Origin of the sequence: Fumia xinanensis (genome assembly GCF_014384905.1) — a bacterium.
GTDB lineage: Bacteria > Bacillota > Clostridia > Oscillospirales > Ruminococcaceae > Fumia > Fumia xinanensis.
In genome coordinates this window covers 882,330-895,959 of sequence record NZ_JACRSV010000001.1, presented here as the reverse complement: position 1 = coordinate 895,959, position 13,630 = coordinate 882,330, and the positions used below count along the sequence as shown (strand labels likewise).

13 protein-coding genes are annotated in these 13,630 nt (G+C 42.8%); 4 read left to right on the top strand and 9 right to left on the bottom strand.

The window, feature by feature from the left end; translation table 11 throughout:
- Positions 1-120 precede the first annotated feature (120 nt).
- The 5 genes from H8710_RS04200 to H8710_RS04180 form a co-directional block, all read right to left on the bottom strand.
- Positions 121-351, bottom strand: a complete 231-nt coding sequence (locus H8710_RS04200; protein ID WP_249294167.1) for an acyl carrier protein — start codon at positions 349-351, stop codon at positions 121-123.
- A 12-nt stretch (positions 352-363) separates the two neighbouring features.
- Complete coding sequence (locus tag H8710_RS04195; RefSeq protein ID WP_249294166.1) at positions 364-1,677, bottom strand: radical SAM protein; 1,314 nt, start codon at positions 1,675-1,677, stop codon at positions 364-366.
- Complete coding sequence (locus H8710_RS04190; protein WP_249294165.1) at positions 1,674-3,227, bottom strand: B12-binding domain-containing radical SAM protein; 1,554 nt, start codon at positions 3,225-3,227, stop codon at positions 1,674-1,676. Before H8710_RS04190 ends, H8710_RS04195 begins: the two co-directional genes overlap by 4 nt.
- A 688-nt stretch (positions 3,228-3,915) precedes the next feature.
- Positions 3,916-4,989, bottom strand: coding sequence for a hypothetical protein (locus H8710_RS04185; RefSeq protein ID WP_249294164.1), 1,074 nt, complete (start codon positions 4,987-4,989; stop codon positions 3,916-3,918).
- Positions 4,990-5,240: 251 nt separating this feature from the next.
- On the bottom strand, positions 5,241-6,083 hold the full coding sequence (locus tag H8710_RS04180; RefSeq protein ID WP_249294163.1) for a glycoside hydrolase family 25 protein: 843 nt from the start codon (positions 6,081-6,083) through the stop codon (positions 5,241-5,243).
- Positions 6,084-6,388: 305 nt separating this feature from the next.
- On the opposite strand from H8710_RS04180, the gene H8710_RS04175 reads away from it, so the two are divergent.
- Both H8710_RS04175 and H8710_RS04170 read left to right on the top strand, forming a co-directional pair.
- Entirely contained in the window at positions 6,389-7,192 is an 804-nt protein-coding gene (locus tag H8710_RS04175) for a helix-turn-helix domain-containing protein (RefSeq protein ID WP_249294162.1), read from the top strand.
- Positions 7,192-7,920, top strand: coding sequence for a DUF5412 domain-containing protein (locus tag H8710_RS04170; RefSeq protein WP_249294161.1), 729 nt, complete (start codon positions 7,192-7,194; stop codon positions 7,918-7,920). The genes H8710_RS04175 and H8710_RS04170 overlap by 1 nt, the downstream gene beginning before the upstream one ends.
- Before the next feature lie 83 nt (positions 7,921-8,003).
- On the opposite strand, the gene H8710_RS04165 is transcribed toward H8710_RS04170, so the two are convergent.
- The 4 genes from H8710_RS04165 to H8710_RS04150 form a co-directional block, all read right to left on the bottom strand.
- Positions 8,004-8,168 carry a DUF3006 domain-containing protein gene (locus H8710_RS04165; RefSeq protein WP_249294160.1) on the bottom strand — a complete coding sequence of 55 codons (165 nt, stop codon included), beginning with the start codon at positions 8,166-8,168 and terminating at the stop codon, positions 8,004-8,006.
- 70 nt (positions 8,169-8,238) lie between these two features.
- Positions 8,239-9,405: a Ger(x)C family spore germination protein gene (locus tag H8710_RS04160; RefSeq protein WP_249294159.1), complete on the bottom strand. Its 1,167-nt coding sequence runs from the start codon at positions 9,403-9,405 to the stop codon at positions 8,239-8,241.
- Positions 9,395-10,495, bottom strand: a complete 1,101-nt coding sequence (locus H8710_RS04155) for a GerAB/ArcD/ProY family transporter (protein ID WP_249294158.1) — start codon at positions 10,493-10,495, stop codon at positions 9,395-9,397. Before H8710_RS04155 ends, H8710_RS04160 begins: the two co-directional genes overlap by 11 nt.
- Before the next feature lie 117 nt (positions 10,496-10,612).
- On the bottom strand, positions 10,613-12,094 hold the full coding sequence (locus tag H8710_RS04150; RefSeq protein WP_249294157.1) for a spore germination protein: 1,482 nt from the start codon (positions 12,092-12,094) through the stop codon (positions 10,613-10,615).
- Positions 12,095-12,283: 189 nt separating this feature from the next.
- Between H8710_RS04150 and H8710_RS04145 the strand changes: the two genes are divergently transcribed.
- Positions 12,284-12,979, top strand: coding sequence for a DUF421 domain-containing protein (locus H8710_RS04145; protein ID WP_249294156.1), 696 nt, complete (start codon positions 12,284-12,286; stop codon positions 12,977-12,979).
- Positions 12,980-13,009: 30 nt separating this feature from the next.
- Positions 13,010-13,387: a DUF4363 family protein gene (locus H8710_RS04140; protein ID WP_249294155.1), complete on the top strand. Its 378-nt coding sequence runs from the start codon at positions 13,010-13,012 to the stop codon at positions 13,385-13,387.
- Positions 13,388-13,630: the final 243 nt, after the last annotated feature.

Below are 13,630 nucleotides of genomic sequence, written 5' to 3'. Positions count from 1 at the left end.
TTTTGAGCATTCCAATGAATAAATCATGACTTTGGCTACTCTTTTGCTTGGCTTTCTAAGCTTCATATGTATCCCTCCTTTTTATTGTTATTTCATATAGCTCATAGAGCGCTATTATGATCAAGAAGTTTTTAAAAGAGTTTCAACCATATTGCATACATCTTCAAACGTTTTCATGCTGTCCGGTGTGAGGTATTCATCTGGTATCTCAATATTAAATTCATTCTCAAGTTCAACAATTAGCCCGATAAAGGATACAGAATCCTCCAAATATTCGCTTAATTCAAAATTAATGGCCGGATCCACGATGAAACCTATATTGGCAAAGCATTCTGTTATTTTTTCCCGCATATTTTATCTCCCCTAAAGCTTAATAAATAATTCTGGATTCGTTTTATACACCAATGGAAGAATAGCGTCTAATTCTTCTGCGTCTTTCTCACAACCAAAGCCTTCCGGCAATAAACCAGCTTCTTTTATAGCTTTAATATTGGCTGGACATCTTTTGCCTTTGCAAAGATAATAATCCTGGCAATCTTGGCATTTAGGATCCATAGTCGCTTCCAACGCATACCAAGAGGCTAGTTTATAGGGAGCAATTTCCATCTTTCCATTGTTCAAGTAACCTATCCGTCCTTTATTTAACTGGGGACAGATAATAATGCCGCCTTCCGTCGTAATCGTATAGATATTTCTTCCTGCATAATAACACAACCGATTGGTTGCTCGATTTAACATTGCCGAAAGATTTAACTTTTCTCCTTTTTTTGCAATGATATTATAAAAATCACAGATATCGTCTAAAAGATTATCCTTGATTTGATCAACCCGTTCTCCTCCCCAATCATAAACAGGATTAAACATAAATGTAAACCTACTGTCCCCACCAAATTCCTGATTTAAAAATTCAATATAGGATTCAAACTGTCCATAGGCCTCTTTTGTCAAATTTGTTCTGATTGTAATTTTAAATGATTTTGAATTAATCTTATCTCTTATGCTTCTTAAATTATCTATAATTTTATCAAAACTTCCTTCCCCGTTTTTAAGTGGCCTATTTTTGTTGTGAATAGCAGCTAGTCCATCTAAGGTTACAATGTATTCATAGACTTTATACTTATGAAGCATTTTAAACTCATTAAATCCTAATAAGTAACCATTTGTTGTAGTAGATGCGAAATATTGTCGAGAGGCTTTTTTGCAAATATCGATCAATTTTTCTGACAAGTAATATATTGAATTCAGCGCCAACAGTGGTTCTCCACCAAACCATTCTACATGTAAAGCTGAGTACTTATGAATATTTTTTCTTACATATAAAATGATCTCCTCCATCGTATGTTCTTTGATATTACCATTGTTAAATTCATCAAAGCAATAGGCACATTTAAAATTACAAGATTCGGAGGTTAAAATAGTTAACGAAAGAACGTTACTATGTAGACTTTTCTCTAAATTTTCATTTGCTAGGAGATCCTCATCAATCTGATTAGATACTACAAACCCGCTCTCAATCTCTCTTTCTAAATTTTCAATAGAATAAATTCCTGACTCAATATTATCTAGCTTGGTGTTTTCCATTATTGCAGTTTGTTTGGAAAGCTTGTTCAGTAAAAGAACGAATTTTTCGCTATACTCTACATAATAGTTAAATTTAGATAATTTATAGTCACTCATTTTACATTTTCTCCTCTTAAATAGGCCAGTAAGTTAGAGTCTTTTAAAAGACGAACTTTTTTAATTAATATTTTTTTATATAGCTCGATAATACGAGGGTTATAGTAATTCATAATTTTTTCTGGAGAATCTTCTCTTTGACAAATTAAGTGCTCATACATATCAAATTTCTCATTAGCAAGTCTGCTTATATAAGGTTCAAATAAATTTCTGAAATTTAAAGCTTGATGCTCATCAAATAAATTAATAGTTGTAATATAAAAAGACTGAAAATTTAAAAAATCGCTTTCATAAGCAGAGTACCCCGATAGCTCAGAAGCTTTTAATAGTCTTCGGGCAACTCTTTCTCCTTCAGGATCTAAAAATCTAAATACACATGTGTTGATATAAGAATAATTTTTATCGAGCAATCCCATATCTTTAACCAAATCATACATCTTTGATCCATATTCAATAGAAAGCTTACTGGTAAAATGATAATCATAAAACAAATTGTTTTCCTTAGAAAAATTGAAATTTTTTTGAAAAGAAGATACCGTTGAAACCGGATTAATATTTATAAAACCACATTCAACATAAAAACCATATTCATTTAAAAGTTTATATGATTGCAAATTATCTTGCGGTTTTACTCTTTTGTTAAAAAATTCTAAATCCTTTTCATCTAAAGACTCTATCCCCAATAAGGCAGAAATAAAACCAGCCTGTTTCATTTTAACTAGTAATTTATCATCCTCTTCTCCAAATCCTTTCGCGCGTGTGTTAAAAGAAAATGAAAATCTAACGGGATAATTTATAAGTAAATCACACAAACGCTCTATGCGAGCTTTTCCTATTTTTCCTGCTCCTTCTATCGCCGAATCTTGAATATGAAACGCCCGTATTCTATATTTATTGTAAATTTCTATAATTTCTTGAAATACTAAATCAATATCCCTTGCACGCCATTTAATACGTCTTTTTCCTAAGCAATAGTTTAAGGTACAAAAACGACATTGACCAATACACCCGCGTGTACTTGCGATAATAGCCGTATGATGATACCTGGTTTCATGCCTCTCCAAATAAATATGTTGTGGGATCACTGGTTCGCTCATTTCGTCGACATTAAATACTTTTTCGGTTAACTGGTCTCCGATACTGTATAAATACGGTTTATTTAAATTTAATGTGTCATTTTTTAAATATTCTTGAATCAATATTTTTATTGGCTGCTCGTAGTCGCCTAACACTACAAAATTGATGTTATTACAATCCTTAAGTATCATATTTGCAGATAACGTGGCAAACGTTCCAAAAGTAAAGATATAAGCATTCGGTTTTTTTTCTTTTATTTTATCAGCAATTTTATACACATATGGAGCAACTTCCGTATTAATTGTAAGACCAAATAATTCATAGTTTTCTAAATCAATATCTAGTTCATCTGTTTTATTCATATCAATAAAACAGTAATCAACCTTACATTCTAATTCTACATAGGTATATAAAAACTCCAAGGCTACATTTTCTTTAAGATAATCTTTATATGAGTCGATAAATAATAACATTTTGTCACCCTATTTTTTCAAAAATTCTTGTCCTAAAAGCAAAAATATTCTTTTTAGACAATTGATTATTAATATTTGTTAATCGAAAATCTAAATGATCACTGTTAAAAACAATATAAACAAATTGCCACATACGTTTAGACCAACTTATAATTGAGCTAGACTAAAATAATTAATTTCATGCCATATAATAGTAAAAGTTGTGTTTTTATTATCCTTTTCTGAATATTTTTCCCTTATTTACTAGTAGGTGTATTTTTAAGTAATACTCATTTTAAAATCTAAAATTATTTATAAAAATATATTTATTTATTAATTTTATAATATATCAATATATTCCAATTGTCAATACAAAATATAAAATATTTTATGCTAATATACTATATTTTGTAATATACCAAAGTTTTTTATTATATTTTATCTTCAAATTATATAAAATAATAGTTCTATAAAAATAAAAAATAGATCGAAATATCTTTCATACTTCGATCTATTAGCAAATAATATTAACAAATTTTTATTAGAGTTGGAAAAAAGCTAAAATGTTGATCGGGACGATCTCCAGATGAATAAATTCAGATTGACCGATCCTGAAAGGAAAACGCGGCGTAATCCTTTTTCAAATTGAATTTTTTGTGGAAGAGATCTATCCCTATAGGACGATTACCAAGTAGGCAGGGAACTGTTTCTATATGAGCGGTTTATATAATTCCTGTTCATCAATAAAAGTAAGCATGTCTGTTAGCAAAGTAAGTTCCTGTTTCTTGATATTATTCAAATGATTGACGATACTTTGCCGTTCAACAGAAGAACAATTTTGCTTCACCATTGCTTTTAATACGCATCCTTTTATGATAGATGCCAAATTAAAAAGCGTTTTTGCTTGGTTAGACAGACAATCATTTTTTAAAATCTTATTGCAGATCTTAAATAAAACCATTTTGTGCTCTACTAAAAATTGAATACACATACGGTTATAATAGGTATATTTGAGCTCACAAAAGTTTTTATCCTGAAAATATTTTTGAAGCAAATCATATCCTTTGATGCCATATACCAGATTTTCATCATAACGGCGCATATAACTTACATTCGTTTTACCAAGGCATTCTAAAATTCTCTCCTTTAATATTGGCAAAACACACTTTGGATCCTCATAATCCACAGCCAGCCAGCTATTAAATAATTTTCTATGTGTGATAGCCATAATATCGGTAGTTTGTTCAACACGGTGGGGTAAACCTTGTTCTTCTACAGAGTCAAAGGCTTTTCTATAATCATCAAAAGAGATGGAAATATTTCTATATTTTTCTCCATAAAAGAAATCAGATCCAAAAAGCAATTTCTCTTCCTCGTCATATCCATATATGAATAAGTCATGCAATTTATCAGAAAAGTCGCAATTGTATTCAGGTATATATTTTTCACATACATCCGAATATATGTATTTCTCATGATCAATATTCCACTTGATAAAAGGAAGGATATCCTGTTTCTGCTGACAGAACCATGTTCTGTCATACCGATAAACGGTTAAATATGGACAATCGTCGTAAAGATACCTAGTATTCCAAGGAGTATGGTCACCACCTAAATCAATCATCAATTTGTCGTTTTTTTCCTCATACATAACAATTGGTACGATAAGATTCAAAAGAATCCAATTTGTCGTTTCCTCTTTTGTTTGTAAAATAGATAACGCATTGGCAATAACAGGATATCCTGTTACAATAGGGTATTCTGTCGGCAGTACCTTTTTCATAATGAACACTCCTTGTAAATAGTTTATACTTTCCTCTTTAAAATACTTTAACAGCAGTAAAAAGTCAAGAAAAATGGTATCGACATCAGTATTTTAACTTGATTTTTCGTATCACACGAAACAACGATCCTATATTTGAATATCGTAACGATCTCGATAAAACGTATGGTGATGGAACTTCTTTCCCGATAGCCTGTCCCCTCCTACCCATAAAAACACAGGATACCTTCCCGGTACCCTGTGTTTTTCGTTTACTGCACCACGCCTTTGGAATTTGTGATGACGCACTGGCACTCCTTGAGTATGCCGTCGTTGTGCTCCGCAAAATAGTACGGTTCATCTCCGATGATGTGATAACCCCTGTAAGCATAGCCGTTGCTGCCGAAGTAGTACCATCGGTCGTTTATCTTTACCCATTTCAGCTTCGGATAACTGCCGTCTTGGTATTCATACCACCAGCCCAGGTCGTTTTGTATCCATTTACCCTGCATATTCTCCTGCGGATGCGTCAGAGACGGGTAATCCTTGAATGCCTGGTTCAAATCCACGTCGCCATTGATACCCGGAACCCGGCCTGTAGCCGAATACTGCCACATACCGGCCCCTTTGTAACTCAATTCATTGCTCCATTGAGCCACCCATTTATCATAGCGGGCGATGCGGCTCTGAACAAAGTAGTTGTTCATCCAGTTGAGAGAAGCGTACAGGATCCCGTAATACCCGGCGCCTTCAATCACGTCAAAGAACGCCTCGACAACGCTGGTTCGCGCGTCGTTTGAAAGCTTTCCGATGGTTTTGCTGTCTTCGGCGTCAAAGGCCACCGGATAGGTGAGCCTGTAGGGTTTGATGAGACTTAAAAGAAACTGCGCCTCTTCCCTGGCCTTTGCCGTTGTAGTGGCCAGCGTGTACAAGTAAACGCCGGTATCGAGGCCCGCTTTCTGCGCGCCCTCCATATTCACCTTAAACTTGGTGTCCGCCGTCATCCCGTAGGCTGCTCGAATCATGACAAATTTAACCCCCGATGCTTTGACTTTGTCCCAGTCGATGACCCCCTGCCAGGCAGAAACGTCAATGCCTCTGATGGAATCCGCCATGGTTTTCCCTCCCTTCTTGCCAGCGGCGCAGGATTCAAGCCCCGCGCAGACGCTGTTACTCACCCTTATCCTATTTCCGCAGCCGCCGTTCGGTGATTTTTTGGAGGGAACCGCGGCAACCCGCATTTTTTCTTTCTTTTATCGATTTTTCGGGCACATCCTTGCCCTTCCAATTTTTCGCAGCGGATTTTGTCACATTTTTTGCAGTAGAAGCCGTATTTTCCCTTGATTTTTGGGACAAGGTATACTATCATGATAATATACAAAGTTTTTTTCGAGAATTGTAGAAAAGTGGGTAAAATGCTATGATTACCATTCAAGGCAACCATCCGTTTTCGTTTGCCTGTCTCGACTGCGGGCTTTTTTCCACCGATGGGCAATGGATTTATCCGGAGCGTATCGGCGATTGTTTTGAGCTCATCTACGCCCTCGGCGGCAAGATTTTTATTCGGGAAGGTGACGAGGAATACGAACTGCAAAAAGGCGATATTCTCATCCTCCACCCCGGTCAAAAATGGGAAGGAACCCAGGGAAGCTTTGGCCGTACCAGCTTTTATTGGGCGCAGTTTACCTGTGACTCCTTCAGCGAACTGGGCCTGAGGGACAGCTTTTTTCCCAGCGACGAAAAAGACGTGGCCCCTGATTTTGACAAGCTGCTCCGGGCGGCTCACACCCCGGAGCAGGCTCCTTATGCCGCCGACGCTGTTTTGCTCCTCATTTTAAGCGACATTGAGCTGCATCGGCAAAATCGGGCCAAAAAGCCGCCTCAGCTCATCCGGGACGTGGCAGAATGGGTGCGCATCAACAGCGACAAAAAGCTCACTGTGGAGCTTACGGCCAAGCTTTTCGGCTACAGCAGCGACTATCTGTCCGGCGTATTCAGCGACGCTTACGGCAAAGGCCTCAAGGAGTACATCAACGAGCAAAAAATTGCCCACATCAAAAATCTGCTCCTCACTTCCAATTATCCTGTCAAACGGCTGGCGGATATTTTGGGCTACGACAACGAAAACCAGTTTATCAACTACTTTAAGTACCACACCGGTTTGAGTCCGACAAAATTTAGGAATCAATACTACAACACCCATTATAACGGGGAGGAAAAATAGTGGTCTCAGCGTTTTTTCCTATGAAAAAGCTCTTACCTGTGACTCCTGTTGTGCTGTTCTTCCTGTTGTCCTTTTTTCCTTTTTGCAAGGTGACCGCGTTGCTATTCGGCTTTGATTTTTGCCTGTACAGCGATTTTGCATTTGCGGTCGTGACGGCAGGTTTGAGCTGTGTCCTTACAGGCATGCTTTTTCACCAGAATGCCGCTCTGTGCCCAAATGGAGAAATTTTTGCCGCGCTGACATTGCCTGTTTTCCTCGTTAACCTAATGTGCTTCGTTGCAATAGGAAGCAATTTTCTTATCCTGCTGCTGATTTTCCTGCCCTGCATCTGTTCTCTCGCACTTTTTATCCGCTTTGCCCGTCCCGTCGGCTTGGCGGTGACGGCAGCGCTATTGGCATTTGTGCTGGCGATGCTCACCTTTCTCTTGTTTGTTTTCATCGCCATTTTTTCCGAATTTGGCAGGAATACAATTGTGAAAACCAGTTTGTCTCCCCACGGCTATCACTTGGCCCAAGTCATCGAAAGCGATCAGGGTGCGCTAGGCGGGAATACGCTTGTAACCGTGGAGCATCGAGAAAGGGATCTTTTTGGGCTGGCCGGACGATTTGTCAAAAATCCCGTCCGGGTCTACTTGGGGGAATGGGGCGAAGCCGACGATATGAGCATTTACTGGACGGATGAATACACCCTTTGTATTAACGGCGTATCACACAGGATAACCGGGTAACAAAACCACATAAACGCACCAAAATAGACGGCAGGAAATTCCTGCCGTCTATTTTTGTATTAAGAGAATGCTTGTTTGCAAATTCACTCCACCAGCGTATAAACGAAATACTCACAGAGAATACGGCTTCCCTCGTCGATTTCCACGGGCAAAAGCGCCATGGCAACGCGGTTTTCCTCTCCTTTTTCATCTATGAGCACCGCGTAATCTCCGTCGATGCGCTTCACGGTATAAAGTATCGGTTCCATCCTGAGCCCTCGCTTTCATTTCGTCCGTTTTCTACCAGTATAAACGAAAGTTTTGCTTTCTGCAACCGTTCTACAATACCCCTTTGAAGTTTTCTTGTAGCCCCGTCCGGTCGATGTCTACTTTTATCTCATAACTGAGCTTGATTTTCCCCGCGTTTTGCTTCCATTCGTCCTGCAGGCGTTCCCACAATTCCGGTTGGTCTCGCCAGACCATGTCCCCCAGATAGAAAACATCGCTTTTGTATTCCAGTACTGCTTTTCGGAAGGCATCCTCACACTCTGTATGGATTTTTTCCTGAATGACGTCCTCCACCCGTTTGAGGCTCTGCTCATTGAAAGTTTTCCCCGGTTCCAGCACTTTTTCCTGCACCATACCGTCAGCGCTGATCTGTACGGTAAACCGCAGATCATCCCCCCTGATGTCGGGGATGATTTTTGTTTTGCTGTGGTAAAGTTCCACCGAAATTTCCCGGAAATCCTCGTTGAAAACCGAATAAACCGTTTTCTCGATTTCGTCCCGCAAAAACATCATGCCCCGAGTTTCGGTTTCACTAAGCGTCCCTTGATAAATCCCGTCGGAAAAAACCGCCATGCCGGTAAGCTCGATGGTCTTGAGTTTCTTGTTTTCCGCTTCATCGTCCGCCACTGCTATCACTGGCACCAGCGCCGACTGGTGCTCAGTAGCCAAAGATCGCAGAATGTCGATGAGCAGCACCTCACTTATTTTGCCGCTGTCGTCGGCGTTCTGAATGGTTTTTTCGATGGTAAGGGCCGGGAGGATTCCCTGGTTGATGTCGGCATTCAGGACCTCGGAGGCACTTTTCTCCGCCAGCAGGACATTCACGTCCGCCCGGGAATCCATGGTGTTGATGAAAAACGACAGGGATTCGCTCAAGGGGAATTTTCGGGCGCTTTCCCCCAAAATGACAAGCCGGTTGTGCCCCAGAAAGAAATCTTTTCCCTGGCTGATGGAGGTGTCCTCCACCGCCTCAGAGATGGTTTTGCCCCGGCAGGTGATGACCTTGGCATTCTGCTTGGAGGAATCGATGATGGTCTGCCCACCGGAACCATCGGAGCTAAAAATCTGCATGGTGACGAGGTATTGCCCGTCCTCGTAATCTACCCCCACCCCCTGAACGATAGCCCGGTCTTGAAGATTCACAATTTTGATACAGCCGGAAAACAGCAGGCAGCAAACGGGTATCAGCAGTAATTTTGCCGCGAATCTAATTTTCATCGCTGACACCTCCCTTCGGTTCAGGGTCTTTGGCCTTTTCGGAAATCAAAAGGGCAATGGAAATGAGGGGCAAAAAGACAAAGATAGGAATGACACTGAACATAATGCTGTAAAGCCCGTTTGCCGCCCCTTTGTCCATCCCACAGAGCATCCCCCCTGCAAGTATAAGGATTCCAAGAAACGGCAGGACAAAGCGGTGTTTTTTCACCGGCATGAGGCTCTGGAACAGTTCCACTGCCGCCCAGAGGAACAACCCCATCCTGATAAATGCTGTCAGAACCCAGACACTCATGTGCACCGCGTCCAAACGCTGGAAGATGGAGATTTTGGCCAGCGTCCCCACAGTGTAGAAGGGAAAGGCCTCCCCTTCCGCCAGCTGCCCCAGTACAGAGGAAATCAAAAAGACAATTACTTCCAAAATTAAAGACGACATCAGCAGGTAATAAAGGGCTCCCCGTTTTCGTCCTCCGTTTTTACCCAGGTTGGGAAGTAAAACGGCAAACAGCAGGATTTCCGGTGACCGGGCCGTCAAATTGACGGCGATGCGGAGCACTTCGCCGAAGCTCCCCGTCCCCAAAGGCCGGATGAAGATGAGATTAATCTGCTGCCAGTTGCCGAGAAAGGCGAACGCCACTCCGCAGACAAAGACGACAAAGATGATAAATCCGCATCTCGCGATACTCTCAAGCCCCAGATGGGCGGCGTAAGCCGCTGCCAAGGCGAGGGTGAGGATGAAAAAGATGGGCGACGCTTCGGGATAGATGGCGTTGACCATGAACTGTTCGGTGGAAAACACCGTCAGCACAGCAGAAAGCAGGAAATACACGCCGCAGAGAAAGGCTAAGATGGCGCCGCCTTTTCCCCAGAGGGAATATCCGGCGGTGATGATGCTCGTCCCCTGTCTGCGGGACAGAAAAAGCGCAGGCAATACCAAAATGAACTGCATAACTGCTGACAGGGGCACCGCCCAAAGGTAAGCCATGCCGTAGCCGTCCCCCGTTCCCAGTAGAATGCCATTTAATGTGTAAAACATCCGGCTCAGCGTGAGGAGCATGACAAGTTGGGACATGGATATTTTTGGTTTCAGCAAAATATAATCCTCCTTTCCGCCCCGCGGCGGACTTTGAACCCAAGGTAAGCATCGAAACCTTCTTTTCTCTGTGTCAGGCCGGGCCTGTACGGGTTCCCGGCCCTGAAATTCCGGTTGCTATTTTCCCAAGCGGCTGCCCCGGAGATTCTGCACCGTGTGAGTGCCCTTTTGCAGCACCTTCCAGCTTGACCGGATAAAAACATCCCGCATGGCTTTAGGGGAAAACGGCGTAATGGGAGAAGTGAACGGAACGCCAAGATTGTTGAGGCGGCAGGCGTTGCACAATAGTACCGCACTGGCGATGGTCATGCCGTAAAGACCGGTGAGTCCTCCAATTACGATGAAAAGAAAACGCAGTACCGCCACCGGTTCGTAGAGGGACGGCACCACAAAGGAGCTGATGGCGGTGAGAGCCACCACCATGACCATGGGTGAGCCGATAAGACCTGCCGTAACCGCCGCGTCGCCGATGACGAGGGCACCGACGATGCCCACAGCGTGTCCCACCGGTCGAGGGAGTCTCAGCCCCGCCTCCCGCATGATCTCATAGATAAAGTGGATAATAAGGGCCGATAGCATCAGCGGAAAAGGCGTCGTCTCCTCGGCGGAGGCGATGTTGAAGAGCAGGGCGTGTGGCAGCGCCTCGGGATGGAAGGTGGCCAAGGCCACGTAAAGCCCTGGGAGATAGATGGTAAACAGGAAAGAAAAATACTTCAGGAGCCGTATGAAGGTGGCAAAATACGGCCGGTGAGCATAATCGTCAAAGCTCTGGAAATTCTCGCTGAATAGGTACGGCACGATAAGGGCGTAAGGCGTACCATCCAACATAATGGCTACCCGGCCTTCGAGAATTTTCGCCACCAGCGTGTCTGGGCGCTCCGTAACTCCTACCTCACTGAACAGTGATAGGGCCTTTCCTTCTAAGAAAGGCTGTAAATACCCGGTGTCCAGCACGACATCCAGCTTGATTTCACCGAGCCGCCGCCTGATTTCCCGCAGCAGTTCCTCTGAAACTGCGTCGGTCTTATAAATGAGACAGGCATCGGTTTTGCTCTGCTCTCCTAGCTGGAAACTCTCAAATTTCAGCTTATCGGATTTTATACGCCGCCGGACCATGGTAAGATTTATTTTGATAGGTTCAGTGAACCCTTCCCGGGAACCTCGTTCGTTCACTTCGCTGGACGGCTCCGAGATGGAGCGGAAATTGAACCCCTGGGCACCTAGCGCAATTCCCCTTGCGATACCGTCGATGATGATGACCACAAAGCCGGACATGGCCATTTTGAACACTTCGTCAAACAGGAAAACGTCCTTCATGTCCGCCGCCATGACGGTCTGCTTTTCGATGAAGTCGTAAATATCCTCTGGAGCTGTATTTTTGGGGAACTCCTCATTGAGCAGCGGGCGGACAATAAGATTTGCCAGCACTGCCAGACTCACCATTCCCTCAATCATCACAAGGCTCACCCGGATATCGTTGATGAATAAATCCCGTACTATAAAATCCGCCGTGTTCTGAAGCCGCGCCCGCATTTCAATCAGATTGTCGTTCAAATCGGCGCTCAAATGGATTTTCTGCTGTTTTTCTTCTTGTTTCATCGGCGTTTTCATCCTTCCAAACCGTTCTATACAAAAGCGTTCTGCATAATTTGACTGCTCTGTAGGGATACTAACCAAAGCCGTAATCTAAATATCAGTATGTTCGGTTTTAATGGCTTTTATGCGCTTTTGTTTCCGCAATGCAAAACGGTTTGCCTCTGTTGGAACCGGAAAGGAAGGGATTACCCGATGATCGTATTTATCCGCGCCATTCTCCTTTACATCCTTATTATTTTCTCCCTGCGGCTAATGGGAAAGCGGCAGCTGGGTGAGCTTCAACCGTCGGAGCTCGTCATAACCATCCTTATCTCCAATATCGCCTCCCTCCCTATTGAGGACACCTCTATCCCCATGGCCATGGGTGCTGTTCCCATCATCGTGCTGGTGGGATTTGAGCTGATTATCTCAACGATTTCCCTCCACTCAAAAAAATTCCGCTCCGTCCTTTCCGGCAAACCCATGATTATCATTTATAACGGCGTCATCGACCAAAAGGCTATGAAAGAACTTCGCTTTTCGGTGGACGATTTGATGGAAACCCTCCGCGGCAGCGGCATTTTTGACGTGCGGGAAGTGTCCTTTGCAATCGTTGAAACCACCGGAAAGGTGAGCATCCTGCAAAAATTCAAGTATCAAACCGCCACCGCCGAGATGCTGGAACTGAAGGGAAAGGACCCCGATCCGCCCACTGTCGTCATCAGCGACGGCGTCATTCTGCAAAACGCCCTCAAATCCTATGAGCTCCACGAACAGTGGCTCCACAAGACTTTAGAGCAAAACCACATCGCCGTCAAAGACGTCTTCCTCATGACGGCAGACCACAACGCCAACTACTATATCATTCCCAAGGACTGCGCAAAAGTCAAGGGCCCCATCGAAAATTAGCTGTATTTTTGACAGAAAGGAAGGATTTCCATGAAGCGTCTTGTCACCATCATCTGCATTATGAGCGCCATCGTCGCCGGGAGCCTCTATTCCCTCTTCTGGCTCAAAAACTACAGTGAGGAAACAGCAGCTCAGCTCACCGTTATCGCCGATACCGCCCAAAGCGACCCTCAAAAGGCCTCAGAAGATCTGGAAAAGCTCCAGAGGGAATGGGACAAAACCAAAAGTATCATTGGCGTATTCGTCCATGAGGCGCCGCTCAACACCTTCTCGGAATGTCTGGAGGAATGTAAGGCTCTTCTGCGGCAGGAGTATTCCGACGAGTTCCAGGTAAAAATCGAGAAAGCGGTAGGAGCCGTAGCGGATATTTATAAAAAGGAGCTCCCCACACTGGAGAACGTGCTGTAGCGAGTCAATTACATCATTTACAATAAAAGGCGGGGCTTTCACTCTTTTTTGAATGGCAGCACGCCTCTTTCTATTTTTAAGATGAAGTAAAAAGAAAAAAGTAGGGGCGGCTATCAGCCACCCGCGATATATCATAAAACGTATTCCATTAAATTTGCAGATGGATAATATCTACCTACAGTCCCGAAAATAATTAAAAGGGACGACATTCGCGTCGTCCCTTTTTTTATTGTATAGAGAAAA

Bases quoted from the DNA above. Each gene is read 5' to 3' on its own strand.
- H8710_RS04200 (WP_249294167.1), bottom strand. From the start codon at position 351: ATGCGGGAAAAAATAACAGAATGCTTTGCCAATATAGGTTTCATCGTG.
- H8710_RS04195 (WP_249294166.1), bottom strand. From the start codon at position 1,677: ATGAGTGACTATAAATTATCTAAATTTAACTATTATGTAGAGTATAGC.
- H8710_RS04190 (WP_249294165.1), bottom strand. From the start codon at position 3,227: ATGTTATTATTTATCGACTCATATAAAGATTATCTTAAAGAAAATGTA.
- H8710_RS04185 (WP_249294164.1), bottom strand. From the start codon at position 4,989: ATGAAAAAGGTACTGCCGACAGAATACCCTATTGTAACAGGATATCCT.
- H8710_RS04180 (WP_249294163.1), bottom strand. From the start codon at position 6,083: ATGGCGGATTCCATCAGAGGCATTGACGTTTCTGCCTGGCAGGGGGTC.
- H8710_RS04175 (WP_249294162.1), top strand. From the start codon at position 6,389: ATGATTACCATTCAAGGCAACCATCCGTTTTCGTTTGCCTGTCTCGAC.
- H8710_RS04165 (WP_249294160.1), bottom strand. From the start codon at position 8,168: ATGGAACCGATACTTTATACCGTGAAGCGCATCGACGGAGATTACGCG.
- H8710_RS04160 (WP_249294159.1), bottom strand. From the start codon at position 9,405: ATGAAAATTAGATTCGCGGCAAAATTACTGCTGATACCCGTTTGCTGC.
- H8710_RS04150 (WP_249294157.1), bottom strand. From the start codon at position 12,094: ATGAAACAAGAAGAAAAACAGCAGAAAATCCATTTGAGCGCCGATTTG.
- H8710_RS04145 (WP_249294156.1), top strand. From the start codon at position 12,284: ATGATCGTATTTATCCGCGCCATTCTCCTTTACATCCTTATTATTTTC.
- H8710_RS04140 (WP_249294155.1), top strand. From the start codon at position 13,010: ATGAAGCGTCTTGTCACCATCATCTGCATTATGAGCGCCATCGTCGCC.